Source organism: Methylobacterium sp. GXF4, assembly GCF_000272495.1.
In the GTDB taxonomy this organism is placed as follows: Bacteria; Pseudomonadota; Alphaproteobacteria; order Rhizobiales; family Beijerinckiaceae; genus Methylobacterium; species Methylobacterium brachiatum.
Genome location: NZ_AKFK01000071.1, coordinates 1 through 26494, shown reverse-complemented (window position 1 = coordinate 26494; position 26494 = coordinate 1). Strand labels below are relative to the sequence as shown.

The 26494-nt window shown below is 70.7% G+C and carries 24 protein-coding genes; 12 read left to right on the top strand and 12 right to left on the bottom strand.

Annotation, left to right across the window (positions count from 1 at the left end; genetic code table 11):
- Positions 1-14 precede the first annotated feature (14 nt).
- Both rnr and WYO_RS19680 read right to left on the bottom strand, forming a co-directional pair.
- A complete protein-coding gene (gene rnr, locus WYO_RS19685; RefSeq protein ID WP_007565739.1) occupies positions 15-2336 on the bottom strand; it encodes a ribonuclease R in 2322 nt (773 codons plus the stop codon).
- Positions 2337-2474: 138 nt separating this feature from the next.
- On the bottom strand, positions 2475-2813 hold the full coding sequence (locus WYO_RS19680) for a hypothetical protein (protein WP_007565736.1): 339 nt from the start codon (positions 2811-2813) through the stop codon (positions 2475-2477).
- Between the two features lie 115 nt (positions 2814-2928).
- On the opposite strand from WYO_RS19680, the gene WYO_RS19675 reads away from it, so the two are divergent.
- A complete protein-coding gene (locus WYO_RS19675; protein WP_007565734.1) occupies positions 2929-6015 on the top strand; it encodes an FAD-binding and (Fe-S)-binding domain-containing protein in 3087 nt (1028 codons plus the stop codon).
- Positions 6012-6908, top strand: coding sequence for a ketopantoate reductase family protein (locus WYO_RS19670; protein WP_007565733.1), 897 nt, complete (start codon positions 6012-6014; stop codon positions 6906-6908). Before WYO_RS19675 ends, WYO_RS19670 begins: the two co-directional genes overlap by 4 nt.
- Before the next feature lie 59 nt (positions 6909-6967).
- On the opposite strand, the gene WYO_RS19665 is transcribed toward WYO_RS19670, so the two are convergent.
- The 6 genes from WYO_RS19665 to WYO_RS19640 form a co-directional block, all read right to left on the bottom strand.
- Complete coding sequence (locus WYO_RS19665) at positions 6968-7261, bottom strand: helix-turn-helix domain-containing protein (RefSeq protein ID WP_007565730.1); 294 nt, start codon at positions 7259-7261, stop codon at positions 6968-6970.
- Positions 7258-7602, bottom strand: coding sequence for a type II toxin-antitoxin system RelE/ParE family toxin (locus WYO_RS19660; RefSeq protein ID WP_007565728.1), 345 nt, complete (start codon positions 7600-7602; stop codon positions 7258-7260). Before WYO_RS19660 ends, WYO_RS19665 begins: the two co-directional genes overlap by 4 nt.
- Positions 7603-7731: 129 nt before the next feature.
- Positions 7732-8046 (bottom strand): hypothetical protein, encoded by a 315-nt coding sequence (locus WYO_RS19655; RefSeq protein WP_007565727.1) that lies wholly within the window; start codon positions 8044-8046, stop codon positions 7732-7734.
- A 17-nt stretch (positions 8047-8063) separates the two neighbouring features.
- Positions 8064-9680: a hybrid sensor histidine kinase/response regulator gene (locus WYO_RS19650; RefSeq protein WP_039903438.1), complete on the bottom strand. Its 1617-nt coding sequence runs from the start codon at positions 9678-9680 to the stop codon at positions 8064-8066.
- A gap of 142 nt (positions 9681-9822) precedes the next feature.
- A complete protein-coding gene (locus WYO_RS19645; RefSeq protein ID WP_007565723.1) occupies positions 9823-11796 on the bottom strand; it encodes an AI-2E family transporter in 1974 nt (657 codons plus the stop codon).
- A gap of 86 nt (positions 11797-11882) precedes the next feature.
- Positions 11883-12263 (bottom strand): response regulator, encoded by a 381-nt coding sequence (locus tag WYO_RS19640; RefSeq protein ID WP_007565721.1) that lies wholly within the window; start codon positions 12261-12263, stop codon positions 11883-11885.
- Positions 12264-12503: 240 nt separating this feature from the next.
- Here WYO_RS19640 and WYO_RS19635 point away from each other — a divergent pair, with 240 nt between their 5' ends.
- The gene (locus WYO_RS19635) at positions 12504-13154 is read left to right on the top strand and encodes a glutathione S-transferase family protein (RefSeq protein ID WP_007565719.1); all 651 of its coding nucleotides are present in this window, start codon (positions 12504-12506) and stop codon (positions 13152-13154) included.
- A 3-nt stretch (positions 13155-13157) separates the two neighbouring features.
- Here the strand turns inward: WYO_RS19635 and WYO_RS19630 are convergent, their stop codons facing one another.
- Both WYO_RS19630 and WYO_RS19625 read right to left on the bottom strand, forming a co-directional pair.
- The gene (locus WYO_RS19630) at positions 13158-14075 is read right to left on the bottom strand and encodes a pyridoxamine 5'-phosphate oxidase family protein (RefSeq protein WP_007565717.1); all 918 of its coding nucleotides are present in this window, start codon (positions 14073-14075) and stop codon (positions 13158-13160) included.
- 8 nt (positions 14076-14083) lie between these two features.
- Complete coding sequence (locus tag WYO_RS19625) at positions 14084-14710, bottom strand: glutathione S-transferase (RefSeq protein ID WP_007565715.1); 627 nt, start codon at positions 14708-14710, stop codon at positions 14084-14086.
- A 97-nt stretch (positions 14711-14807) separates the two neighbouring features.
- Between WYO_RS19625 and WYO_RS19620 the strand changes: the two genes are divergently transcribed.
- From WYO_RS19620 to WYO_RS19610, 3 genes are all read left to right on the top strand, one after another.
- Entirely contained in the window at positions 14808-15704 is an 897-nt protein-coding gene (locus WYO_RS19620; protein ID WP_007565713.1) for a LysR substrate-binding domain-containing protein, read from the top strand.
- Between the two features lie 177 nt (positions 15705-15881).
- On the top strand, positions 15882-16793 hold the full coding sequence (locus WYO_RS19615; protein WP_007565711.1) for an amino acid ABC transporter substrate-binding protein: 912 nt from the start codon (positions 15882-15884) through the stop codon (positions 16791-16793).
- Positions 16794-16867: 74 nt separating this feature from the next.
- On the top strand, positions 16868-18112 hold the full coding sequence (locus WYO_RS19610; RefSeq protein WP_081497009.1) for an MFS transporter: 1245 nt from the start codon (positions 16868-16870) through the stop codon (positions 18110-18112).
- Positions 18113-18121: 9 nt separating this feature from the next.
- Here the strand turns inward: WYO_RS19610 and WYO_RS19605 are convergent, their stop codons facing one another.
- Positions 18122-19363 (bottom strand): FAD-dependent oxidoreductase, encoded by a 1242-nt coding sequence (locus WYO_RS19605; RefSeq protein WP_007565707.1) that lies wholly within the window; start codon positions 19361-19363, stop codon positions 18122-18124.
- Positions 19360-20301, bottom strand: coding sequence for a LysR family transcriptional regulator (locus WYO_RS19600; protein WP_007565705.1), 942 nt, complete (start codon positions 20299-20301; stop codon positions 19360-19362). Before WYO_RS19600 ends, WYO_RS19605 begins: the two co-directional genes overlap by 4 nt.
- A 182-nt stretch (positions 20302-20483) precedes the next feature.
- Between WYO_RS19600 and WYO_RS19595 the strand changes: the two genes are divergently transcribed.
- The 6 genes from WYO_RS19595 to WYO_RS19570 all read left to right on the top strand — a co-directional run.
- Complete coding sequence (locus tag WYO_RS19595) at positions 20484-21539, top strand: class 1 fructose-bisphosphatase (RefSeq protein WP_007565703.1); 1056 nt, start codon at positions 20484-20486, stop codon at positions 21537-21539.
- A gap of 22 nt (positions 21540-21561) precedes the next feature.
- Positions 21562-22422 carry a phosphoribulokinase gene (locus WYO_RS19590; protein ID WP_007565701.1) on the top strand — a complete coding sequence of 287 codons (861 nt, stop codon included), beginning with the start codon at positions 21562-21564 and terminating at the stop codon, positions 22420-22422.
- Positions 22423-22629: 207 nt separating this feature from the next.
- Positions 22630-22881, top strand: coding sequence for an NUDIX domain-containing protein (locus WYO_RS19585; protein WP_007565699.1), 252 nt, complete (start codon positions 22630-22632; stop codon positions 22879-22881).
- A 76-nt stretch (positions 22882-22957) separates the two neighbouring features.
- Positions 22958-23644 (top strand): ribulose-phosphate 3-epimerase, encoded by a 687-nt coding sequence (gene rpe, locus WYO_RS19580; RefSeq protein ID WP_007565697.1) that lies wholly within the window; start codon positions 22958-22960, stop codon positions 23642-23644.
- Positions 23638-24387, top strand: coding sequence for an HAD-IA family hydrolase (locus WYO_RS19575; RefSeq protein WP_007565695.1), 750 nt, complete (start codon positions 23638-23640; stop codon positions 24385-24387). Before rpe ends, WYO_RS19575 begins: the two co-directional genes overlap by 7 nt.
- A gap of 533 nt (positions 24388-24920) precedes the next feature.
- Positions 24921-26494: methyl-accepting chemotaxis protein (locus tag WYO_RS19570; RefSeq protein WP_052311435.1), on the top strand; the 1574-nt coding region annotated here is incomplete at its 3' end.

Below are 26494 nucleotides of genomic sequence, written 5' to 3'. Positions count from 1 at the left end.
CTACACCGGACGGGTCACCGGCGCGAGCCGCGATGGCGCGTACCGGAGTTGCGGATGCCGGGCGGACGACCCGACGGCGCGGCCTTGAACGGGCGGCCGCCGGGCTTCCGGCCGCCGCTGTCCTTGCCGGACCCGGCGCGGGTCTTGCCCTCGCTGAGCAGCTCGAAGCGCAGCGCGCCGGCCACCGGGGCGGCCTCCACCAGCCGGACCTCGACCCGGTCGCCAAGCCGGAAGGTCTCGCCGCTGCGCTCGCCCACCAGGGCGTGGCGGGCCTCCTCGTGGCGGAAATAGTCGGCGCCGAGCTGCGAGATCGGCACGAACCCGTCCGCTCCGGTCTCGTCAAGCTTGATGAACAGGCCCGACCGGGTGACGCCCGCGATCTGGCCCGCGAAGGTCGCGCCGATCCGGTCGACCAGATGGTGGGCGATCAGCCGGTCGATGGTCTCGCGCTCGGCCGCCATGGCGCGGCGTTCGGCCGCCGAGATCTGCTCGCCGATCTGGGCGAGCTCGCCCAGGGACACCGCCGCCGGCAGGCCGTCGGAGCCGAGACGGCAGGCGGTGATCAGCGCCCGGTGGACGATCAGGTCGGCGTAGCGGCGGATCGGCGAGGTGAAATGCGCGTAGCGGCGCAGGTTCAGACCGAAATGGCCGAGATTCTCGGCGGCGTAGACGGCCTGCGCCTGGGAACGCAGCACCACCTCGTTGATGAAGGTCGCGTGCTCGCTGCCCGCCACCGAGCCGAGGATGCGGTTGAACAGAGCGGGGCGCAGCGCGCCCTCCTTGGGCAGCTTGATCCCGACCGAGGCCAGGACCTCGCCCAGAGCCTGCATCTTCTCCTGCGCCGGCTCGTCGTGGACCCGGTAGATCAGCGCCTGCTTGGCCGCCTCCAGGGTCTCGGCGGCGGCCACGTTGGCCTGGATCATGAACTCTTCGATCAGCCGGTGCGCGTCGAGGCGCTCCGGCACGATCACCCGGTCGACCGCGCCCTCGGGCGACAGCAGAACCTTGCGCTCGGGCAGGTCGAGGGCGAGGGGTCCGCGGCGGTCGCGCGCCGCGCGCAGGGCGGCATAGGCCGTCCAGAGCGGGCGAAGTGCCGGCTCGAGCAACGGCCCCGTGGCGGCGTCCGGCTGGCCGTCGATGGCGGCTTGCGCCTGCGCGTAGGCGAGCTTGGCGCGGGAGCGCATCATCACCCGGTGGAACGTGTGGCGACGCTTCTCGCCGTCGGCGGTGATCACCATCCGGACCGCGATGGCCGGGCGGTCCTCGCCTTCGCGCAGGGAGCAGAGGTCGTTCGAGATCCGCTCCGGCAGCATCGGTACGACGCGGTCGGGGAAGTAGACCGAGTTGCCCCGCTCCAAAGCCTCGCGGTCGAGGCTCGAGCCGGGGCGGACATAGGCCGCGACATCCGCGATGGCGACGGTGAGGATGAAGCCGCCCGGATTGGCCGGGTCGGGATCGTGCTCCGCCATCACGGCGTCGTCGTGGTCCTTGGCGTCCGGCGGGTCGATGGTGAGCAGCGGACGGTCGCGCCAATCCTCGCGGCCCGCCAGCGCGGCCGGCTCCGCCTGGTCGGCCTCGGCCAGGGTCGCGTCTGAAAAAACGTGCGGGATGTTGTGCAGGTGGAGCGCGATCAGGCTCACGGCCTTCTCGGAGCCGAGCGAGCCCAGCCGTTCCCGGACCCGGCCCCGCGGCAGGCCGAAGCGGGTCTCGCGCTCCAGCGACACGGCGACGAGGTCACCGTCCCGGGCCTGGCCCTCCTCGCCGGGCGGGATCAGGATCTCGCGGCCCTGCGAGCGCTTCTCCACGGGCACGATCCGGCCGCCCTGCGCGCCGGCGCGGTAGACGCCGATGATCTCGGCCTTGTTCTTCCCGATGACCTTGATGACCCGGCCGGTATAGCCGCCCTCGGCGTCGCGCTCGACCCGGACCAGGGCGCGGTCGCCGATCCCGGCGGCCGGCCGGTTGCCCTTGCGGGGGCCGCGCGGCTGGGTCAGCACGATGGATGGCGGCTTGCCGGTGCCGGTCCATTCCACCGGGATCGCGAGGAAATCGCCGTGCCGGTCGCGGCTGCGGATATCGGTCAGCACCACCGGCGGCAGGCGGCCCGCGGTCGCGAGCCCGCCGCGCCCGCGATCGACGGCGCCGTCCTCCTCGATCTCCTTGAGGATCCGCTTCAGGTCGATCTTGGCGGCACCCTTGATGCCGAACGCCTTGGCGATCTCCCGCTTGCCGACGGGTTCGGTCGCCTCCGCCACGAAGGCGAGGATCTGCTCGCGGGTGGGGAAGGGCGGGGGAGCGGCGGGCTCGGCCGCCTCTGCGCTGATGCGTCGTGCCAAAAGGTGGTGCCGGACAGTTCTCGAAAACGATGTGCGCCCGAAATCGGGCGCCGGACCGCTGATTCGGTCTTGTCATCCCAAGATGGGGTTCCGGTCGGTCCGCGGCAACGGCGGCACGCGCGTCCTCAACAGGCGCGATCAGCCCGTGGAGGCGGACTTCCGAATGCGATCGACCGCGAGATCCAGGTCGAAGCCGGGATCCAGGATCTCGTCGAGGGTGAACGGGCAGGCGCGCGGCAGCGTCAGGTTCACCTGGCCCTCCTCGGGCGCCAGCTCCGGCGTCTCCGCCTGCTGGATCGCCAGCGTCCAGGCGCCGTCCATGCGCAGGCTTCCGGCCTCCGGCGGCTCGGCCGCCAGCGCGGCGAGCTTGTCCCGCCCGGCCTCGCGGCAGGCAAGGCTCTTGCCGTCGTCGGAGATGAGGGCCGCCTTGATCAGTTCGGCCAGGGCATCCCGGACCCGTTCGACGCTCGCGTTCATGGGCATCCGCTCCGCATTCGCGCCCGCCGGGGCAAGCGCGGTGCCAGCACCCATCGGGGCGGCGCGACATAATCGCGGACCTTCCCTCGGGACCCGCCCAGTGTAGAACGCTTCCATGATCCCGGTCCTGACCCGCCAAACCGAGGCCGTGCCGCTCTACGAGGCGGCTGTCGCCGAACTGCGCCTGCGCGGCTTCGAGGGCGACCTGACCCTATCGGCCGCCGACCGGACGGTCTTTTCCACCGACAACTCGATCTACCAGGTCGAGCCAGGGGCCGTGGCCTTCCCGCGCTCGCGCGACGACCTCGTGCGGATCGCCAAGCTGCTGGACGACCCGCGCTTCACCGAGATCGTGATCCGCCCGCGCGGCGGGGCGACCGGCACAAACGGCCAGTCGCTCGGCCACGGCCTCGTGGTCGACACCTCGCGGCACATGAACCGCATCCTGGAGATCGACGTCGCGCGCCGCACCGTCCGGGTCGAGCCCGGGGTGGTGAAGGACCAGCTCAACCGGGCGTGCGCCGCCCACGGCCTGTTCTTCGCCCCCGAACTCTCGACCTCGAACCGCGCCACCATCGGCGGCATGATCTCCACCGACGCCTGCGGGCAGGGCTCCTGCCTCTACGGCAAGACCCGCGACCACGTCCTGGCCCTGACCTGCGTGCTCGCCGACGGTACGGTCTGGGAAGCCGAGCCGCTGGACGAGGCCGGGCTCGCGGCCGCCAAGGCGCGCAACGACCGGGTCGGCGAGATCCACCGCACCGTCGACACCGTCGTCACCGAGAACGCGGCGCTGATCGCCGAGCGCTTCCCCAAGCTCAACCGCTGCCTCACCGGCTACGACTTGGCCCATCTGCGCGACGCGTCCGGGCGTTTCGACCTCAAGAGCGTGATCTGCGGCTCGGAGGGCACCCTGGCGCTGATCGCCGAGGCGCGGCTCAACGTGCTGCCGATCCCGAAGGCCTCGGTGCTGGTGGCGCTCTCCTACGTGGATTTCGATGCCGCGCTCCGCGACGCCCAGGCCCTGATGCCCTTCGGCGCGGCCTCCGTGGAGACCATCGATTCCACCGTGCTGGGGCTCGCCCGCCAGGACCCGATCTGGGCCGAGGTGCAGGCCTTCTTCCCGGACGATCCCGGCGGGCGCCCGGTCCACGGCATCAACCTCGTGGAATTCGTCGGCGACGACGCGCAGGCCGTGGACGCCGCACTGGCGCGGCTCACCGCCATGCTGGAGGCCGAGCGCGGCACGGAGACCAAGCGTCTGGGCTTCACCATCGCCCGCGGCGCGGCGATCGAGAAACTCTGGACGATGCGCAAGAAGGCGGTGGGCCTGCTCGGCGCCGCCAAGGGCGACGCGCGCCCGATCCCGTTCGTCGAGGATACCGCGGTTCCGCCGGAGCGGCTCGCCGACTTCATCGCCGAGTTCCGGGCGCTGCTCGACGCCAAGGGCCTGCGCTACGGCATGTTCGGCCATGTCGATGCCGGCGTGCTGCATGTCCGCCCGGCCATCGACCTGAAGGACCCGAACCAGAACGCCCTGATCCGCGAAGTGACCGAAGGCGTGGTCGCGCTCACCGCCAAGTATGGCGGCCTGCTCTGGGGCGAGCACGGCAAGGGGTTCCGCTCCGAATTCGTGCCCGCGACCTTCGGGCCGCTGATGCCGGCGCTGGAGGCGGTCAAGCGCGCCTTCGACCCGGGCGACCGGATGAACCCGGGCAAGATCGCCTCGGCGCGCGGCGGCGCGCTCACCCGGATCGACGGCGTGCCCCGCCGGGGCGAGCAGGACCGCACGATCCCGCCGCCGGTCCGGCAGGATTTCGACGAAGCCCTGCACTGCAACGGCAACGGCGCCTGCTTCAGCTTCGACGCGGACGAGGCGATGTGCCCGTCCTGGAAGGCGACCCGGGAGCGGCGGCACTCGCCGAAGGGCCGGGCCTCGCTGATGCGCGAGTGGCTGCGCCTGGCCGCCCAGGCGGGGATCGACCCGGCCGCCGAGCTGAAGCGCCAGCGCGCCGGCTGGCTGCCCGATGTTTTCGCGACTTTGCGGCGTGGTTTCCGGCATCGCGCCGAGGCGGATGACTTCTCCCACGCCGTCAAGGAGGCGATGGACGGCTGCCTCGCCTGCAAGTCCTGCACGGGCTCCTGCCCGATCAAGGTCGACGTGCCGACCTTCCGGGCCAAGTTCCTGGCGCTCTACCACGCCCGCTACGCCCGGCCCCTGAAGGACCATCTGGTGGCGGCGCTCGAGCCGCTGCTGCCGCTGGCGGCCCGGATGCCGCGCCTGAGCAACGCGGCCCTGGCCAACCCGCTCGCCCGGAAGCTGCTGGCCAAGGCTGGCCTGGTCGGGATCCCGGCCCTCTCCTCCATCGATCTCACGGCGCGACTCGCCGGGCTCGGCGTCGCCGCCGCGACCCCGGAGGCGCTGGCCCGGCTCGCCCCGGCCGAGCGGGAGCGCGCGGTGCTGCTGGTGCAGGACGCCTTCACCAGCCATTTCGAGGCGGCCCTGGTGGTGGATGCCTGCGCGCTCCTGATCGCGCTCGGCTTCAAGCCCTGGCTCGTGCCCTACCGCCCGAACGGCAAGCCGCTGCATGTGCACGGCTTCCTGGCCCGCTTCGCCGCGGTGGCGCGCTCCAACGCCGCGATGCTGCGGGCGCTCGCCCGCTCGGGCGTGCCGCTCGTCGGCCTCGACCCCTCGATGACGCTGACCTACCGGTCGGAATACGCCCAGGCGCTGGGCGGCGACGACCTGCCCAAGGTCCAGATCCTGCAGGAATGGCTCGCCACGCAGCTCGACCGGATCGCGCCCCGTCACGGCGGCGCGACCCTGCGGCTGCTGCCCCATTGCACCGAGCGCACCAACGCCCCCGGCGCGGTGCGCGACTGGCAGGCCGTGTTCGCCCATCTCGGGCTGCGGCTCGACGTGCCGGCCGCGGGCTGCTGCGGCATGGCCGGGACCTACGGCCACGAGACGCGCAACCGCGCCACCTCCGAGGCGATCTACGGCTTGAGCTGGGCCCGCCACGTGGCCGATGCCCCCGCCGGCACCCTGCTGGCGGACGGCTATTCCTGCCGGTCGCAGGTCAAGCTCGTCGACGGCGTGCGGCTGCGCCACCCGGTCCAGGCCCTGCTCGACCACGTCCGGACGAGCGCGGTGGGTGCCGCGCCGTTCCATCCCGAGCGCGCCGCGGCTTCGGCCCGATGAAGGTCGCCATCCTCGGGGCCGGGGCGGTCGGCTGCTATTACGGCTTCCTGCTGGCCCGGGCCGGCCACGCGGTGACGCTGATCGGCCGCCCGGCCCTGGTCGAGGCGGTCCGGCGCGGCGGGCTGGTTCTGGAGAGCGTGGCCGGGCGCGAGACCGTCCCCGTCGAGGCGACCGCGTCCGGCGCGGGCGTCGCGGGCGCCGATCTGGTTCTGGTCTGCGTGAAGTCGGGCGATACGGAAGCGGCCGGGGCGACGATCGCTCCACATCTCAGCCCCGCGGCCACGATCCTCAGCCTCCAGAACGGCGTCGACAATGCCGAGCGCCTGGGCGCCGTGCTGGGGCGGCCCGTGGTGCCGGTGGCGGTCTACGTCGCCACCGAGATGGTCGGGCCGGCCTGCGTCCGCCACAACGGAAGGGGCGACCTGGTGCTCGGCGCCTCGGAGGCGAGTGAAACGATTGCCGTTGCGTTCGGCGCGGCCGGGATCCCGACCACGGTCTCGGAACGCGCGCTGGACGCCCTCTGGGGCAAGCTGATCCTGAACTGCGCCTACAACGCCCTCTCGGCCCTGACCCAGCTGCCCTACGGCCGCCTGGTGCAGGGCGAGGGCGTGATCGCCGCGATGACCGACGTGGTGCAGGAATGCGTCGCGGTGGCGAACGCCTCGGGCGTGTCGGTGCCCGACGACATCCGCGACACGGTGCTCGCGCTCAGCACCAGCATGGCCGACCAGCGCTCCTCCACGGCCCAGGACCTCGCCCGGGGCCGGCCCAGCGAGATCGACCACCTCAACGGCTATGTGGTGCACAGAGGCGCGGCGCTGGGCATCCCGACGCCGGCGAACCGGATGCTGCACACGCTGGTCAAGCTCGCGGAGCGGCAAAATGAAAGCTGAGGGATCGGGGTGAGATCCGGCGCGGGGTGCTGTCTGTTTCACGCCGCTTGCAGAAAGATTTAGACCGGCGCTGGTTCGCGCAGCTCGATCACCAGCTTTCGTCCAACAGCCTCTGCCGCTTTTTGGATGGTATCAATCTGAACAGCCATATTTGTTGGATCGAGCAGCCGGTCGAGCTGGCTACGGCTGGTTTTCATCTTCTTCGCCATCTGCGTTTTGGACATGTTCTGCGCTTCCATGGCCTGTTCGATCTGCCATGCCAGAACACGCTTGGTTGCCGCCGCGTAGATGTCTTCCTTGCTTCCCGTTTCGTTGAGGAAGCTCTCAAAAGAAGATCCGATGCGTTCGCTCATCGCTGAAGCTCTTTCTGGCGCTTGGTGGCGATACGGATGTCGGACAACGGGGTCTTCTGCGCCTTCTTCACGAACCCGTGCAGTAGGACCATCTGACCCTGATGCATGACGAAGATGACTCGCCCAATCTTCCCGCCGGTCAGATCGCTGCGGACCTCCCAAAGCCCATTGCCGAGCGATTTGCAGGTCGGCATCCCGACAAGCCAGCCGAACTCGACGATCGCGATGTCAGTACCGACAATCTTCCGGTCGTCAGCCGACAGGCTAAGGATCCAGTCTCGCACCGGTTCGGTGCCGGTGGTCGTCCTATAGAATGAAGCGGGAACTTTTTTCTGCGTCACTGACGGTCCGTACCGTACGCGGTACACAGTGCCGTATACGGTACAAATCCGTCAAGCAATTTCGTGCCCGGTTTGGCTGGTTCCAGACATTGAGAATGAGCCGCTGACCCTTCGGCTCACTTCAGCCCATCACGCGCTCGCCGCGGCATTCGCCTTGCGCGTCGCCGCCGCCTTCTTGGCCGAGGCCGAGCGCTGTTCCGGTGTCCGGCTGGCTGCGGCCTTGCCGCCCGTGGCGCCGCCCTTGTGGGCCGCCGGGTGTCCCGTATCCTTGCCGCGGCCGGAGCCGCCCGGCTTCTTGCCGCCGCCGTCGTCCTTGTTGACGGTGGCCCAGGCGCGGGATTCCGCCTCCTTCTCCGGCACGCCGCGCGCCTCGTAGGACTCGGCGATGTGCTCGGCCTTGCGCTTCTGCTTCTCGGTGTATTTCGCCTTGTCTCCCTGCGCCATCGCGCCTCTCCTCACGCTCAGCCTACGCCGGTCGGACCGTCGAGGATCGCCCGCACGCGGCGGACCAGTTCCGTGCGCCGGTAAGGCTTGTTGAGAAGGTCAAACTCCGAACCGCCGATATCGGTTCGCTCCAAACTCGCCTCCGCGTAGCCCGTGGCGAGCAGGACCTTGAGCTTGGGCTGGCGGCGGCGCGCTTCCCGGGCGAGCAGCACGCCGTTCATGCCGCCGGGCATGATCAGGTCGGTGAACAGCAGGTCGATGCGCTCGCTGGAATCGAGGATCTCCAGCGCCTCCCGGGCATTGCCGGCCATCAGGGTGGTGTAGCCGAAATCCCGCAGGATGGTGCGGGCGAGCTCGGCCACGTCCTCGCGGTCGTCGACGATCAGGATCGTCTCGGTGCCCTGGCGGTCCACCGCCCGGTGCGAGACCTTGGACGGGGCATGCGCGTCGCCATCGGTTGCCGGGAAGGACAGGCGTACCGTCGTGCCGGCGCCGACCGCGGACTCGATCTGGGCGGCGCCCCCCGATTGCTTGGCGAAGCCGTAGACCATCGACAGGCCGAGTCCGGTGCCCTTGCCCTCCTCCTTGGTCGTGAAGAACGGGTCCATCACCCGGGCGAGCACGGCAGGCGGGATGCCGGTGCCGGTATCCTGGATGGCGATGCTGACGTAGCGGCCGGGGCGGAGCGGCCCGATCTCGCCGCTCGACACGACCTCGGTGTTCTTGGTGGTGATCCGGACGGTGCCGCCCTCCGGCATCGCGTCGCGGGCGTTGATCAGCACGTTGAGGATCGCGACCTCGGCCTGGGTCGGGTCGACGCGGCAGTTCCAGAGGTCCTGGGCGAGATCCAGCTCGATCGTCACCACTTCGCCCACCGAGCGGGCGACCATCTCGCGCATCCCCTCGATCAGCGTGTTGAGGTTGACCGCGCGCCCGTCCAGCCGCTGCTTGCGGGCGAAGGCCAGGAGCTGCTGCGTCAGCGTCGTCGCGCGCTCGGCCGCCTGGCGGATGTTGTCGGTGGCGCGCCCCAGCCGGGCGCGGTCGGCATCCGGCTTCTCCAGCCCGGACGCCAGGATGTCGACATAGCCGACGATCACCTGCAGCAGGTTGTTGAAATCGTGCGCGATGCCGCCGGTGAGCTGGCCCAGCGCCTCCATCTTCTGCGCCTGGCCCAGCGCCTCCTCGGCGTCGCGGCGGCGCGAGACGTCGAGCTGCGAGCCGAAGAAATACACCAGCTCGCCGGCCGAATTGTACACCGGCGAGACGAACAGGGCGTTCCAGAAGCTCGAGCCGTTCTTGCGGTAGTTCAGGATCTCGGTCGCGAATTCGCGCTTCTCGGCGATCGCCGTGCGGATCTGGTCGACGGTCTCGCGGTCGGTCTCGGGCCCCTGCAGGAACCGGCAATTGCGGCCGACGAGCTCCTCCGGCGTGTAGCCGGTCATCGCCAGGAACGCGCGGTTGGCGAAGATGATCGGGTTGTCCGGCTGGCGCGGATCGGTGACGATCATCGGCATCCGGGTGGTTTCCACCGCGGCGAAGAAGATGTCGCTGGTGCGGTCGGAGACGTCGCTGGCCGCGCCGTCCTGGACCACGGCGCTCGGTCCGATCGGGGGTTTTTCGGGAGAGTCGGACATGCCGCGCGGTCTTGATTCTTTCGGACTTGGACGGAGCGGATGTCGGTAGCGACCGACATCCGGCAGCGACTCTAGGGGGCCCATCGACGTTGTCGACGGCGCCAATGTCGCGCTTGCCGCGCGAGGCGCAGTCGTGGGCCGGCTAGGCCGCCGCCGTCCGGGCCGGGCCGGGCAAGGCCTTCACGGGCGCCGCGGCGACCCGCGTCGGCGCCGGCTCGCGGCAGGCGGTGAGGACTGCCGAGAGCGCCTCGTTCAGCGAGGTGACCAGAAAATCCGCCGAGGTCGCCCGGCGGAGGCGGTCCAGGGTGGCCGGGTCGCGCTCGCGCCAGAAGCCCACCAGAATGCGCACGCCCGGCACCGCTGCGCGGGCCTGCCGCACGGTGAAGCGGATCTGCGACAGGCTGACCGGCTCCAGATAGGAGAAGCAGATCAGCGCGAGGCCCTCCGGCTTCTCCGGCCGCTCGCCGGCGCGGATCGCGGCCATCGACAGGGTCTGCGAGGCGAGCCCGTGCCGGGCCAGGATCTGGCTGAGCATCAGCGTCGCCGCCTCGTCGAACGGGCCGCGGCTCGACACGCACAGGACCGGCGTCTCGCTGCGCCAGGCCGGTGCCAGATCCTCGCGGGCGAGCACGATGCCGGCCACCTGCCGGTCCGGACCGATGGCCGCCAGAGCCGCGGCGGTCTCGGTGTCGGGCGAGCGCGCCGATCCGCGCCAGGTCCGCCGCGCCACCGGCGCGGTCCCGAGCCGCGCCACCACGGTGCGGATCGCGGCGCCGACCTCGTCCTGGCGGGCGCGGTCCAGGGTGCCGCGTGAGAGGTCCTCCTGCGCGAGCAGCAGGCCGGCAAGCGCCACCTCATCGTAATAGGTGACGAGGGCGCGCTCCTTGAGGAACTGCCAGCCCTGGTCGATCGCCTCGGCCGGGTCGCCCGCGAGCATGCGCTGATAGAAGATCTCCGGCGGCGCCAGGGCGGGCCGGTCGCCGAGCAGCACGTCGAGATACCAGAGCCGCTCGACGTGCCGGCCGAGCACGACCAGGCAGACGGTGAGCGGGGTGGCCAGCACCAGGCCGATCGGCCCCCACAGGAAGGTCCAGATCGTGGCCGCCAGGATCACGGCGATCGGCGACAGCCCGGTCGAGTGGCCGTAGAGCAGCGGCTCGATCACGTGGCCGGCGATCGGCTCGACCACCAGGAACAGGGCCGCGGTGGCGATCACCATGGTCCAGCCGGGATCGACCGCGGCGGCGAGGATCAGCGGCAGCAGGGCGCTGATCGCGGCGCCGATATAGGGGACGAAGCGCAGGATCGCGGCGAGCACGCCGAACAGCGTCGGGCTCGGCACGCCGATCAGCCAGAGGCCGACCCCGATCACCACCCCGAAGGCGATGTTGAGGGCGAGCTGGGCCAGGAAGAACCGGCTGAGCCGGCTGGTCGCGTCGTCGATCGCCGCCGTGACCCGGCGCAGGTCCCCTGAGCCGCCCGCCAGCCGGATCGCCCGGTTCCGCAAATCCTCGCGCTGGAGCAGGATGAAGATCGTGAAGATCAGGATCAGCCCGGTGGTGGCCAGCGGGTGCAGGATCGGGCCCGCGAAAGTCTGAAACGTCTCGACGACGCTCGCCCGGGCGGGGCTGATCTCGACGGTGAGCGGGTGCGTGCGGGTTCCCGGCTCGCCCTTGACCTCGATGGCCGGGGGCGGCTGCAGCGTGGCGCTCAGGTCCTGGACCATGTCCACCATCCGCGACAGCGTCCCGGCTCCCGCGGTGGCGCCGCGCAGGTCCTTGATCTTGGTGCGCATCACCTGGGTGTAGCGCGGCAGGTCGGAGGCGAGCTGCGACGCCTCGGTGGCGATGAGGCTGCCGATCCCGAACAGGGCGCCGAACACGATCACGACGACCAGCAGGACCGCCGCCGCCCGCGGCACGCGGATCCGCCGGAGCACCCGCACCGCCGGCACCAGGACGAAGCTCAGCAGGATCGCCAGCGTCACCGGCACCAGGATCTCGCGCCCGAGATACAGGGCCGCCATGATCGACACGACGAGGAGCGTCGAAGCCAGCGCGACGATGACCGGCAGGCCCTGCTTGAGGCGCTGGGCGGTGACGGGATCCTCGCTCACGGGTACGCTCCACTCTTGATCGAACTCTGGGACATGGCCGCCCGCGGAAGCGGTGCGGTTCGGGGAGCCTGCCGTGCCGGCCGAGCTCAGCCCGCTTGCGCGGTCTCGCCCAGGGCGGCGCTGATCTGGCTGAGCAGCTTGGAGAAATCGACCGGCTTGGGATGGTAGTCGTCGCAGCCCGCCTGGATTGCCTTGTCCCGGTCCCCGGACATGGCGTGGGCGGTGAGCGCGATGATCGGGATCGCCCGCGTGTCGGATCCGGATTTCAGCGCCCGCGCCGCCGACCAGCCGTCGAGGATCGGCAGGTTCATGTCGAGCAGGATCACGTCGGGCTGGCCCGACCGGGCCTGCTGGACGCCGGCCTCGCCGTCATGGGCCAGGATCACCTCGTAGCCACGGCGCTTGAGGCGTCGGGACAGGAAGTCCCAGATCTCTTCATGGTCCTCGACCAACAGTATCTTCGCCATCAGAACTCGAATCCCCGGGTCGCGCTGAGCCGGCCGGCAGCCCAACGCGCGGCAACGCACAAACGCCCAACGTCCCTGCCGCGATTCCGGTCCCTGCGGAAGAGAGGTCCCCGTACAGAACGGCATCGGCCACGCCGGGATGTTCTGCCGGGCCGGATCGGCGCGCTGCACGATTGACCCGCCTCGCCCGCGGGACGAAGCGTGTCGCGCCGCGAGTCAGAGAATTCTGGAGGATCATCCATGACGCTTACGCCGGAGATCGCGTTCTATCACGCGCCCAATACGCGCTCGACCGGTGTCCGCGTGCTGTTGGAGGAACTGGGCGCGCCGCATCGCCTGCACGTGCTCAACATGCGGGCGGGCGAGCATCTCGGAGACGCCTATCGCGCGATCAACCCGATGGCGAAGGTGCCGGCGATCCGCCACGGCGAGGCGCTGGTGACCGAGCAGGCGGCGGTCTACCTGTATCTGGCCGACCTGTTCCCCGAGGCCGGCCTCGCGCCCGCCCTCACCGATCCCGCCCGGGGGACGTATCTGCGCTGGATGGTGTTCTACGGCTCCTGCTTCGAGCCCGCCGTCATCGATCGCCATCTCAAGTGCGAGCCCGGGCCGCGGGCCATGTCGGCCTATGCCGATTACGACAGCGTCATCGCGCGCATCACCGAGGCGCTGAAGCCGGGCCCGTACCTGCTGGGCGAGCGCTTCAGCGCCGCCGACATCCTGTGGGGCAGCGCGCTCGGCTGGACGATGGGCTTCGGCCTGGTCGCGCCCGATCCGGTTCTGTCCGCCTATGTCGCCCGTGTCCGCGGCCGCCCGGCCTTCCAGACCGTCGCGGCCGCGGATGCGAAGCTCGCCCAGGAACACGAGGCTGCGGCTGCCGGCGCGGCCTGACGATCAGACCCGCTCGGCCTCGGCCCAGATGCCGGTGCGCGCGAGTTGCGGCGCCGGCTCGGGCGCGCTCCAGCGCAGGGGAACGGAAGCCCGGCGCCGCCAGCCTCCCGTCACCGTGAAGGACCAGGAGCGCTGCGCGCCGAGGAGACCCGTCGCGCCCGTCCAGTCGATCTCGGTGCGCCCCTGCAGGACCAGCAGGTCGCCCCTGGTGAAGTCGAGGAACAGAAGCGCCGCCCGCGGCTCGCCGATCAGGTTGCCCAGGGTGTTGAAGTAAAGGTTGCCGGAGAAATCCGGCACCGTCAGCACGTCGCCGCGGCGCCGGACGAAGCCCGGCCGCCCGCCCCGATGCGAGATGTCGGCGCCGCCCTCCCGAAGGCCGTCCCGCGACCGGGTCGCCACGAACAGCGTGTCGGCGGCATCGATCAGCGCTCCGGCTTCCGGATCCAGGGCCGACAGGATCTCGGTCGGGCCCGGCTCGCGCCGCACCGGCTCGACCACGCGCCGCTGGATGTATTGCGGGCAATTGCCGAAGCTCTGGTCCACCGCCACGGTCAGGCCGCCCCGGTCGCGGCTCACGATGCGGCCGTTGGCGCGGTTGCGCCGCCGGGTCGCCAGATCGATGCCGAGGATCCCGGCCTCGGAACCCGGCTTGAGGAACTCGGCCGCCGGATCGGCGGGGTCGAGCACCGCCGTGATGGCGAGATGCGTCGCGTCCGGGCTGTGCACGAAGCCGGGCGGCCCTGTCAGGAGGGTCGCGACCGGCGCGCCGGCGGCGTCCGCGGTCCCGATCAGGAGATAGGGGAGTCCCGCGAAGAACAGGCGATGCTGATCGGGCATGAACGGCCGGATCGCCGGGGTCCCGCCCAGGATGTGCCCGGCATGGGCCTGGGCGATGAGTTCGTCTGCGTGGAAATCGGCCATGGCGCACCTCACGCCTGTTCGGGGATGGCAGAGGCCGGCATCGGGATGAAGCCCGGCAGGGCCTCCACCCGGGCGATCCAGGCCGGCACGGCCGGATAGGGCGCGAGCGAGACGCCGCCCTCGGGGGCGTGGGCGACGTAGGAATAGCAGGCGATGTCGGCGAGCGTCGCCCGCTCGGCGGCGAGATACCGGCGCTCGGCCAGATGCCCGTCCATGAAGGTGAGGATCCGGGCCGCGGTCGCGTGGACCGCCGCCCGGTCGGCGGTCGCGCCGAACACCACCATCAGCCGGGCCAGGGCGGGCCCGGTGCGGACCTCGCCGGAGGCGATCGAGAGCCAGCGCTGGACTTCCGCGGCGGCCAACGGATCGGCCGGCATCCAGCCGTTCTCCGGCGCGTAGCGCGCGGCCAGGTAGACCAGGATCGCGTTGCTGTCAGGGATCACCGCCGCGCCATCGGTCAGGACCGGGATCTGGCCCAGCGGGTTGAGGCGCCGGAAATCGGCGGCGGCCCGCTGCTCCGCGCCCGCCACCTCGACGAAGCGATAGGGCAGCCCCAGCAGGGACAGGAACAGTTCCGCGCGGTGCGAATGGCCCGAGAGGCGCAGGCCGTAGAGGGTCAGGTCGGGGTCGGACATGGTCGGGGTCTCCAGCGAGGCCCGAATATGGCTCTTGCAAAGTGCAGCGATAATCCGGAACCTGTGGCAGTCAGAATTTCACCTTGTAAAATGATCCATGGACCGGCTGGACGAGCTCGCCCTCTTCGTCGCGATCATCGATGTCGGCAGCCTCGCCGGGGCTGCGCGCCGGTCGCGCCGCTCGGCCGCCGCCGCGACCCGAGCCTTGGCGAGCCTGGAGACGCGGGCCGGGACCCGGCTGGTGGAGCGCACGACCCGGCGCCTCGCCCCGACCCCGGCGGGGCTCGAACTGGCCGAGCGGGCGCGCAGCCTGCTTGCGGGCTACGAGGCGGCCGTCTCCGGCGCGGCGGGCGACGCGGTCCGCGGCCTGGTGCGGGTCACGGCCCCGGTCCTGTTCGGGCGCAAGCATGTCGCGCCGATCGTGTCGGGCTTCCTCGACGCCTACGCGGAGGCACAGGTCGAACTGGTGCTGGCCGACCGCAACCTCGACCTGGTGGAGGAGGGCATCGACGTCGCCCTGCGGATCGGGCAGCTGGCCGAATCCCGCCTCGTCGTGCGCCGCGTCGGGCAGGTGCGCGAGGTCGTAGTGGCGAGCCCGAGCTACCTCGCGGCGCGGGGCACGCCCCGGACGCCCGCCGACTTGAGCGACCACGATACGATCCTGGGCATGGTCCGGGCCAATCTGCGCGAATGGCGCTTCGGGGCCAACCGCGTGCGCTTGGCACCACGGCTGATCGTCAACGAGATCGAGGCGGCGCTGATCGCGGCCCGAGCCGGCCGGGGCATCGCCCGGGTGCTCTCTTACCAGACCGCCGAGGACATCGCCGCCGGTCGCCTCGTGCGCCTGCTCGCGGCCCACGAACCGCCGCCGATGCCGGTCCAGCTCGTGACCCCGAGCCAGGGGCTCCGGCCCGCCCGGGTGAACGCCTTCCTCGATTACGCCACCGCGGCCCTGCGGACGTTGCCGGTGCTGCACGCGGATGAATCCGGGTGATAACCGGCATCAGGCGGCCCGATGTGATCGGAAACGGGTCTTCGGCCGACCGTTCGGCATTGTCGCGGCCGGACTCTTGCTGAGGGATGGACGGGCGCCCGTTCCGGCACGCGGTCGGGCACCCCGCCGGCCAGCTCGGACGGCGCCCCGATGCACGATCCCGGAGCCCGCCAGCCCATGCGCCTGCTCACCCCGATCCTCGCCGTGCTGCTCGCGATCCTACCCCCGGCGGCGCAGGCCGACCCGCTGACCGGCACCCTCAAGAAGATCAAGGACAGCAACCGGCTCGTGCTCGGCGTGCGCGATAGCTCGCCGCCGTTCAGCTACCTGGACCAGAACCAGAAGGTGGTCGGCTTCGCGGTCGATATCTGCCGGACGATCGCCGATGCCGTGAAGCGCGAATTGAAGATGCCGGGGCTCGAGGTCGCGATGGAGTTCGTGAATTCCTCGTCCCGCATCCCGCTGATGACCAACAACACCACCGATCTCGAATGCGGCACCACGACCAACAACGCGGAGCGCAAGAAGCAGGTCGCCTTCACCAACACCCACTTCCTGACGGCAACCCGGTTCGTGTCCCGGAAGGACCAGAAGTTCGCCAGCCTGGATGATCTGCGCGGCAAGGTGGTCTCGTCGGTGGCCGGCTCGACCAACATCCTGATGCTGATCAAGGCCAACAACGAGCGCAAGCTCGGCATCACGGTGATCGCCGCCAAGGATGTGCCGGAAGCCTTCCTGATGGTCGAGACCGGCCGGGCGGCGGCCTTCGTGATGGACGACGTGCAACTCAGCGTCGTGGCGGCCCAGTCGAAGGATCCGGCGGCCTACGTGATCAGCCAGGAGACCCTGTCCGATCCGGAGCCCTACGGGATCATGCTGCGCCGGGACGACCCGGCCTTCAAGGCGGTGGTCGATAAGGCCACCGCGGATCTCTACCGCAGCCCCGCGATCATGACGATCTACGAGACCTGGTTCCTCAAGCCGGTGCCGCCGCGGGGGCTGACCTACAACATCCCCCTGTCCTCGGCGCTCCGCTGGGCGTTCGAGCATCCGAGCGACAATTCGGACCCGGCCTTCTACGTGCACTGATCCCGGTGGGGTTCCGCTTCGGCCAAGGAGATGCGATGCCGCATCGAGTTCCGCCCGCCTTGCGAATCCGCCCTATGCTCGACCGCCAAGAGCCGGCCCTCACGCCGCCCGCGACCCGCGCGCCGGAGCCGGCAGCCGGCTCGATCCCGCGCCTGATCGTCGTGCTGGCCTGCGCCGGGTTCGGCAGCACCTTCGCGCTGCGCTCGGTCGAGCCCCTGGTCGGCGTGCTGGCCCGGGACCTCGGCAGCGACGCGCATACGGTGGCGCTGCTCTCCACCGCCTTCGCGCTGCCCTACGCCTTCATCCAGCCGGTGCTCGGCCCGGTGGGCGACGCGCTCGGCAAGGAGCGGGTGATGAGCGTCTGCCTGGCGGTGCTCGCGGGCGCCCTCGTCCTGTGCAGCCTGGCCCCCAATATCGGCGCCCTGTTCGGCCTGCGGATGCTGGCGGGGGCGGCGGCGGGCGGCTGCATCCCGCTGTCGCTGGCGCTGCTGGGCGACCGGGTGCCCATGGACCGGCGGCAGGTGGCGATCGGGCGCTTCCTGGTGGCGGCGATCCTCGGGCAGCTCACCGGCTCGACCTTCGCGGGGCTGATCGAGGTCGCGATCGGCTGGCGGGGCGTGTTCGCCGTGACCGCGCTGGTCGCCGCCATCGCCTGCGCCGCGACGGTGTTCGGCTTCGACCGCACCGGCCGCGCCCCCGCCCGCCGCCCGGCCTTCGGGCAGGCGGTGCGGCGCTACCGCACCATCCTGGCCAATCCGCGCGCCCGGATCCTGTTCTCGGCGGTGTTCATCGAGGCAATCGCGATCTTCGGCGTGTTCCCGCATCTCGCCCCGCTGATCGAGGCCCGCGGTGAGGGCGGCCCGCGCGAGGCCGGCCTGGTGCTCGCCGGCTTCGCCATCGGCGGCCTGCTCTACTCGGCCCTGGTCGGCCTGCTGGTGCGGCTGCTCGGCATGCCCCGGATGCTGATCGGCGGCGGGCTGATCTGCGGCGCCGCGCTCACCGTGGTCGGGCTGGCCGGAAGCTGGCAGGTCGATTGCGCGGCGCTCACCGCCATGGGGCTCGGCTTCTACATGCTGCACAACACCTTCCAGACCCAGGTGACCGAGGTCGCGCCGACCGCCCGCGCCTCCGCGGTGGCGCTGCACGCCTTCTCGTTCTTCTGCGGTCAGGCGCTCGGGGTCGCGGTCCTGGGCCAGGCGCTGCTGCAGCTCGGGCAGTTCGGGGCGCTCGCCACCTGCGCGGTCACGATCCTGGCCCTCGGGATCGCCACGGCGGCGGCTCTCCAGCGGCCGGGCCCGAAGATCGCCTTCTCGGATTGACCGGGCCGGTCAGGGCCGCGCCATCGCCAGCGCCTTGAGGTCGAAGCCGGGATCGGCCGCCTGCTCGGGGGTGAGCCGCGTGCCCGCCGCCAGCAGGCGCCGGGCGATCATGTGGTCGGCGGCCCGGTCGACCGATTCCACGGCGCTCAAGGCCCCGTCCCGGAAGCGGAACACCGAGAATGCCGGGCCGGAGCCCCGGACCACGCTGGTATCGCCGGGCCCGGACAGGCCGGCGATCTGCAGCTTGTGCGGGCCCTGGTCGCTCCAGAACCACGGCAGCGCCCCGTAGGCCGCCGGCTTGCCGTTGAGGCGCGCGGCGAGGCAGCGACCCTGGTCGATGGCGTTCTGCACCGACTCGATCCGCACGGTGCCGTCGGGGCTGAGCCCGTGGGCGAACGGGCTCGGGAAGCGGACGCAATCGCCGATCGCCGAGATCGCCGGATCGGGCGTCGCCAGGAACGCGTCGACCCGCACCCCGTCCTCCGCCGGAAGTCCGGCCTCCGCGGCGAGCTCCCGGTTCGGCAGCACGCCGATGCCGATCAGGATGAAGTCGGCGGGCAGCTCCCTTCCATCGGCCAGGGTGATGCCGGTGGCGCGGCCGTCCCGTCCGGTGACCGCGGTCACGCCGGCCCCGAACGCGAAGCGCACGCCCATCGCCTCATGGGCGCTGCGGAAGAACTGCGCGATCTCCGGCGAGACCGCCCGGGCCATCGGCCGGTCGGCCGCCTCCACGACGGTCACCGACAGGCCCCGGGCGGCGGCCACGGCGGCGAATTCCAGCCCGATGAAGCCGGCGCCGATCACCACGATCGCCCTGGCCTCGCCGAGCGCCGTCCGGAGCGCGTCGGCATCTGCGAGCCCGCGCAATTGGCGCACATTCGGGAAATCGGCCCCCGGCACCGGCAGCGGCCGGTTGCGGGCGCCGGTGGCCAGAACGAGGTGGTCGTAGGCGAGGCTCTGGCCGTCCGAGAGATGCAGGCGCCGCCCGGCCCGGTCGATCGCGACGGCCCGGATCCCCGGCCGGTGGGCGATGGCGTGCTCGGCGAAGAAGCCGGGCTGGCGCAGGAACAGGCCCTCCGCGTCGGTCTTGCCGGCGAGATAGGCCTTGGACAGGGGCGGCCGCTGGTAGGGCAGGGCGGTCTCGTCGCCGACCAGGGTGATCGGGTCCCGGAAGCCACCCTCGCGCAGGGAGGCGGCCAGCTGGAAGCCCGCCTGGCCGGCGCCGGCCACGACGATGCCGGCCGCGCTCATGCCTTGGCTCCGGCGGCGTCCGGTAGCGCCACGCCCGGCAGCATGCGGGCGCCATCGCTCATCAGGTAGGACCAGACCGCGGAGGCCGCCGGCCCCAGCACCTTGTCGGCCCGGCGCACCGCGTACCAGTCGCGCCGGATTGGCAGGCCCTTGACGTCGAGGAGGGCGAGGCGACCGCTCTCGACCTCGGCCGCCACGGAATGCACGGACAGGAGCGCGATGCCGAGCCCGGCCATCACCGATTGCTTGATCGTCTCGTTGGAGCCGGTATCGATGTCGAGGAGCGCGCGCTTGACCAGGATGCCGCTCATGAACTCCTCGAAGACCGTGCGCGTGCCGGAGCCCTCTTCGCGGAAGAAGAACGGCTGGTCGGCCAGGTCTTCGCGGGACAGGCCGGTCCGGCCGGCGAGCGGGTGGCTGGGAGCGGCCACCAGCACCAGCGGGTGCGGGCCGAAGGTCGCGGCCTCGATCGGGAAGTCCCGGGGCGGGCGGCCCATCACGGCGAAGTCGATCTCGTAGCCGCGCAGGGCCTCGACGGTCTGGCCGCGGTTGCGCACCGACAGGCTGATCTCGACGCCCGGATGCTTCTTGACGAAGCCGGCGATCACCTGGGGCGCGAAGTACTTGGCCGTCGAGACGACGCCGAGCGCGACGCGCCCGCCTTCCGCGCCGCGCAGGGTCCGCAGCCGGTCGGTGCAGGTCTCCAGCACGGTGTTGATGCTGTCGATCGCCCAGAGCATCTCGCGGCCGGCATCGGTGGGCTTGAGGCCGCCCGGCGTCCGGTCGAACAGCAGCAGGCCGGCCTCCTCCTCGAGCTGCCGGATGCGCGCGTAGAGCGCGGCCGAGGTGACGTTCAGCTCCTGGGCCGCCCGGGTCATGGTACCCAGGCGGGCCACCGCCGCCACCGCCTGGAGCTGCTTGAGGGAGAGATTGCGCATGGCGGAGGTCTCGTTTTTTTTGTCCTATGACACAAGATCCCCCAGAAATCTTGAGCGTGGCGTCTCCGGTTCTTGTCGATCGGGGCGCGCCGCCCGCTATCATGGTGATAGAGGGGTCGCTACAGACCCGGCGCGGAACGCGCGATCCCGGCAGGCGGGATCCCAGCAGGAGAGATAGGCCGATGGCAATTTCAGCAGCGATCGGGACGCCTCTCGAGACCTGCCTGGCGCAGGCGGTCGAGGCCAACCCGGCGTTGAAGGATGCCGCCGCGGTGATCCGTGCGATCGCGGGCTCGGCGGTGGAGATCAGCGCCCTGATCGGGCGCGGCGCGCTCGGCGGCGACCTCGCGGCGGCGGGCGATCACAACAGCGACGGCGACGTGCAGAAGGCGCTCGACGTGATCGCGCACGAGAGCGTGACCGCCGCCCTGCAGGGCGCCCCCGTGGCCGAGGTCGCCTCCGAGGAGGCCGAGGAGGTGATGCGGCTGAACCCGGACGCGCCGCTGGCGGTGGCCATCGACCCGCTCGACGGCTCGTCCAACATCGGCGTCAACATGGCGGTGGGGATGATCTTCGGCATCCGCCCGTCGATCAAGGATCCGGCCAACCCGCTGGCCTCGTTCACGACCCCCGGCACCGCCCAGATCGCCGCCGGCTTCGTGACTTACGGCCCGGCCACCGCGCTGATCCTGACCCTGGGCGACGGCACGCAATCCTACGTCCTCGACCGCGCCGAGGGCGTGTTCCGCCTGACCAGCCCGGCCATGTCGGTCCCGGCCTCGGCCAAGGAATACGCGATCAACGCCTCCAACGCCCGGCACTGGGACGCCCCGGTGAAGGCCTATATCGAGGATTGCCAGCGCGGCACCGAGGGGCCGCGCGACAAGGATTACAACATGCGCTGGCTCGCCTCGCTGGTGGCCGACATCCAGCGCGTGCTGACCCGGGGCGGCGTGTTCCTGTATCCGGGCGACGCCCGCAAGAACTACGCCCGCGGCCGCCTGCGGCTGCTCTACGAGGTCGCCCCGGTGGCGATGCTGGTCGAGCAGGCCGGCGGGGCGGCGACGGACGGCCAGACCCGCATCCTCGACCTGGTGGCCACCGGGATCCACGAGCGCGCGCCCCTGGTCTGCGGCTCCACCGAGGAGGTCGATTGCGTGGCCACCTACTATGCCGGCGGCAAGCCCGATGCCGGCCGCTCGCCGCTGTTCGGCCAGCGCGGGCTGATGCGGTCGTAGACGCAACGCGAAGTCCAAAACCATGTCGGCGCGGCACCCCATTATCTCGGTGACCGGCTCCTCCGGGGCCGGCACGACCTCGGTGCGCAACACCTTCGAGCAGATCTTCCGCCGGGAGGACGTGCGCGCGGTGTTCATCGAGGGCGACGGCTTCCACGCCTTCGACCGGGACACGATGCGGGCCATGATGGCGCGCGAGCCGACGCTGTCGCATTTCGCGCCCCGGGCGAACCTGCTGCCCGAGCTGGAGGCGGTGTTCCGCAGCTACGCCGAGAGCGGCACCGGTCGGACCCGCCACTACGCCCACGACCAGCACGACGCCCGGGCCTACGGCATCCCGGAGGGCAGCTTCTCCCCCTGGGAGGCGTTCCCGCCGGATTCCGACCTGCTGTTCTACGAGGGGCTGCACGGCTGCGTGGCCGACCCGGATGTCGACATCGCCCGCTACGCCGACCTGAAGATCGGCGTCGTGCCGGTGATCAACCTCGAATGGATCCAGAAGCTGCACCGGGACCGCTCGTTCCGGGGCTATTCCACGGATGCGGTGACCGACGTGATCCTGCGCCGGATGCCCGATTACGTGCAGACCATCTGCCCGCAATTCTCGTTCACGGACATCAACTTCCAGCGGGTTCCCACCGTCGATACCTCGAACCCGTTCATCGCCCGCTGGATCCCCACCGCCGACGAATCGATGGTGGTGATCCGGTTCAAGGATCCGAAGGGGATCGACTTCTCCTATCTCGTGTCGATGATCCACGACAGCTTCATGAGCCGGGCGAATTCCATCGTGATCCCGGGCGGCAAGCTCGATCTGGCCATGCAGCTGATCCTGACGCCGATGATCATGCAACTCGTGGAACGCCGCCGCCGTCTGGCGTGATTTTCTGGGATGGGGCCTCCCTGATTGCAGGGAGTGGGGCTCGCCTCCATCGTTTCGGAATGACGGAGCCATGCAACTTGCCCTTGGTCCTGCACCGGTCCCTCAGCCAATCATTCCCCGCCGTCATTGCGAGCGCAGCGAAGCAACCCAGGGCAGCGTGCGCTCCCAAGACGTGGCGGATCACTGGGTTGCTTCGCTGCGCTCGCAATGACGATCCTGGCTACCGACAGAGCCGAGCCGGAGGTCGGGCATTGGGGGCTGGCGGGTGGGAAGGTCGACCTGTTCGAGCCCGTGGCCGACGCGGTGAAGCGCGAGGTCGCCGAGGAACTCGGCATCGGGATCGAGCCGGACAAGCACGACGGCCTGGACTGGTTCGCCCTGGAGGCACCGCCCGAGCCCCTGACGCTGGCAGCGAAGACCGCCATCGCGCTCATCCGGCAGGGCCAAACGCGGGGGTAGGAACCGCCGGCGAGGCGACGTAAACGGGGCGAACCCTGTCGGCCTGTATGCGCGCACGCCCGATCCCGGATATCCCATGCTCCCTCCCGTCATCGCCCCGTCGATCCTGTCCGCCGATTTCGCCCGCCTCGCGGAGGAGACCCGCGCGGTGGACGCGGCCGGGGCCGACTGGATCCATCTCGACGTGATGGATGGCCACTTCGTGCCCAACATCACCTTCGGCCCCCCGGTGGTGAAGGCATTGCGCCCGCACACGCAAAAATTCTTCGACGTGCACCTGATGATCGCGCCGGCCGACCCGTATCTCGCGGCCTTTGCGGAGGCCGGGGCCGACGGGATCACGGTCCATGCCGAGGCCGGGCCGCATATCCACCGCTCGCTCCAGACCATCCGCGACCTCGGCAAGCGCGCCGGCGTGGCGATCAATCCCGGCACCCCCGCCGCCCTGGTCGAGCCGGTGCTCGACATGGTCGATCTCGTGCTGGTGATGACCGTCAATCCCGGCTTCGGCGGGCAGAAATTCCTAAAAAGCACCATGGAGAGCGTGGCGCGGATCCGCGCCATGGTGGCCGGGCGCGACATCCGCATCCAGGTCGATGGCGGCATCGACGCCGAGACCGTGAAGGCGGCGAGCCGCGCCGGCGCCGACACGTTCGTGGCCGGCAACGCGGTCTTCAGCGGCGGTCCCGACGCCTATGCGGAGCGCATCGCGGCGATCCGGGCCGGCGCGGAGGGCGCCTCCGGCCGCGACCTCTCGTGCTGAGGGCGCTGATCTTCGACGTCGACGGCACGCTGGCCGAGACCGAGGACCTGCACCGGCAGGCCTTCAACCGCGCCTTCGCGGCGCTGGACCTGCCCTGGCGCTGGGACCCGGCGCTCTACGCCGACCTGCTCACCGTGATGGGCGGCAAGGAGCGGCTCAGCCACTACATCGATACGCGCCATCCCGGCGAGGCCGCGTCCTTCCACGCGCAGGCGCCCGAGATCCATGCCCGCAAGACGATCGCGTATGGCGACCTGATGGCCGAGACCGGGCTGCCCCTGCGCCCAGGGATCGCCCGGCTCATCGCCGAGGCCCGGGCTGGCGGCCTGCGGCTGGCCATCGCCACCACCACCAGCCGGCCGAATGTCGATCGGCTGCTGGCGGCGAACTTTCCGGCCTCCGATGCGCCCTTCGCGGTGATCGCGGCCGGCGACGAGGCCGACCGCAAGAAGCCCGCCCCCGACGTCTTCCTGCTGGCGCTCGACCGGCTCGGCGTGCCGGCCTCGGAGTCGGTGGCCTTCGAGGATTCCGCCCCCGGCATCGCCTCGGCCCGCGCCGCCGGCCTGCCGGTCCTGGCGACCCGAAGCCGCTACACCGACAGCCATCGGCTCGACGGCGCCTTCTCGGCACTCTCCGACCTCGGCGAGCCCGGTCACCCGCACCGGCACCTGGCCGGGCTGGAATGGCCGGACCGGGTGGTGACGCTGGCCGCGCTGAGGGATTGGCACGCGCGACTGCGCTGAGGCGGCGGTCCACCGGCTTGCACGGAGCGCGATGCTTACGCCTCCCGGGGCTTGGCCGGGATCGCTCGAGCGGTTCGGTCATCTCCGGCATGGGCTGCCGAGCGGGAGGCCCGGATCGTAGCGGGGCAGGGGGAGCCCCGTGCATCCGGCACCGCTTCGAGCCGTCATCGCCCGCTTTGCCGCGCGCTTTCGCACGCCCGAAGGTGGGCCGCCCGGATCCGGCTTGGTCCCGCGCGGGTTCCCGGCGACGCCGGATCGCAGAGCAAGGGTGGGCGAAAAGCCCGGCCCGACTCTCGGACGACAAGTTTCCAGCCCCCATCCGATCAATCATGGATGCCGGTTACCCGGATGCGTTTCTATATGAAGTTGTATCTCGATTGGCGTAGTGATAAGTTTTTGCGATATGGCGATCATTACTATCGGATGTTGAAAATAAAGTTGGATCACAAAATTCTAGACATGAGATAAGCTTAGATTTATACGAAGGTATCTACTGAGACGGACGGCCGACCATGCCTAGAATAACGATTCGCATGCTTCTCATGGCGATCGTCTCGCTTGTCGGTCTTCTGGCTATCGTCCTGGCCGCCCTGCAGGTCGGTGGAAACAGGAGGAAATCCGATATTGCGACGCAGGTCGCCCAGCACATGGCGATCGACCGCGACCTCTTCGCCAGCCTCAACCAGCTTCGGACCGAGCGCGGATGGACCAAGATCGCGCTTCTGGATGAAGCCGATGCCCTCCGCCTCCACCGGCAGACCGCCCTCGAGGGGCGCACCGCGTTCGACACGGCCGTCAACGCGGCCCTGGCCGAGCTGGGCGACGTGCGCGACGGCGCCCTCAAGGCCAAGGGCATCGACCTCCAGGGTCTCGTGGACGCGTGGCGGCGGTTGCGTCCGGCCGTGGACGCGGCGTTCAATGTGCCCGTCGCGGCGCGGGACCGGGCCCTGGGCATCAAGCTGGACGAGCTCTGCGACCGCTTCCTGGCCGAGCTCGAAGCCGCATCCGACATGACCGAACGGACGATCCAGGCGCTCGACCCCGCCTTCGGCAGCTTCATCGATGCCCGGGCGGCGACGTGGCTCTCACGGACGAGCAGCGGCCGGACCGCGTCCCTGGTCGGCGAGATCATGGCCAGCGGTCGTGTCCCCACGCCCGCGGATGCGGTCCGGTTGAATGCCGCCGAGACGGAGACCCTCACGGCCTGGCGGGTCGCCGAGCGCGTCATCGCGATCGGAGATTTCGACGCCGCCGTGAAGGAGGCCTATGCCCGCGCGAAGGCGGCCCACGCCAATCCGCAATGGGTCCAGGTCCAGGCGTCGGTCGCGGCCGATTTCGCGGCCGGCCGCAAGATCTCGGTTCCGAGCGCGGACTGGGATGCAGGGATCTTCAGCCGCCAGAAGGCGGTCTCGGAGGCGGCGGCCGCGGTCATCGGCTCTGCCGTTGACAAGGCGCGGGCGGCCGCCGCCGAAGCCAGCCAGGACCTCGCCATCGCCGTCACGGCGATCGTGTTCGCTGCCGGATTGGCCGTGCTGGCAATCCTGATCGTGCAGTTCCGCGTCGTCCGGCGGATCGTCGGCCTGGCGGCGGCCATGCGGCGCCTCGCCGACGGAGAGCTCGGGACGGAGGTGCCCGGCCTCGATCGCCGGGACGAGCTCGGCTCCATGGCCGGGGCCGTGCAGGTGTTCAAGGACAACCTGATCCGGACCAAGGCCCTGGAGGCGGAAACCGCGGAGGCCCGGCGTGTCGCCGAGGAGCAGCGCCGCGGGGCGATGCACCAGATGGCCGACGTGTTCGAGCAGGCCACCAGCGGAATCGTCGGTACGCTCTCGACCTCGGCCGGGGCGTTGCAGGCCACCGCGCAGACCATGGCGTCCACCGCCGCCGATACGGCGGAACGCTCGACCACCGTCGCGGCCGCCGCCGAGCAGGCCGCGTCCAACGTGAACACGGTGGCGGCGGCCGCCGAGGAGCTGGGTGCCTCGGTGCAGGAGATCGGCCGTCAGGTCTCGGGCTCGGCCGATCTGGCCCGGACCGCGGTGGGCGAGGCGGACCACACGGCCGCACTCGTCACCGCGCTCACGAAGAGCGTCGCCAAGATCGGCGA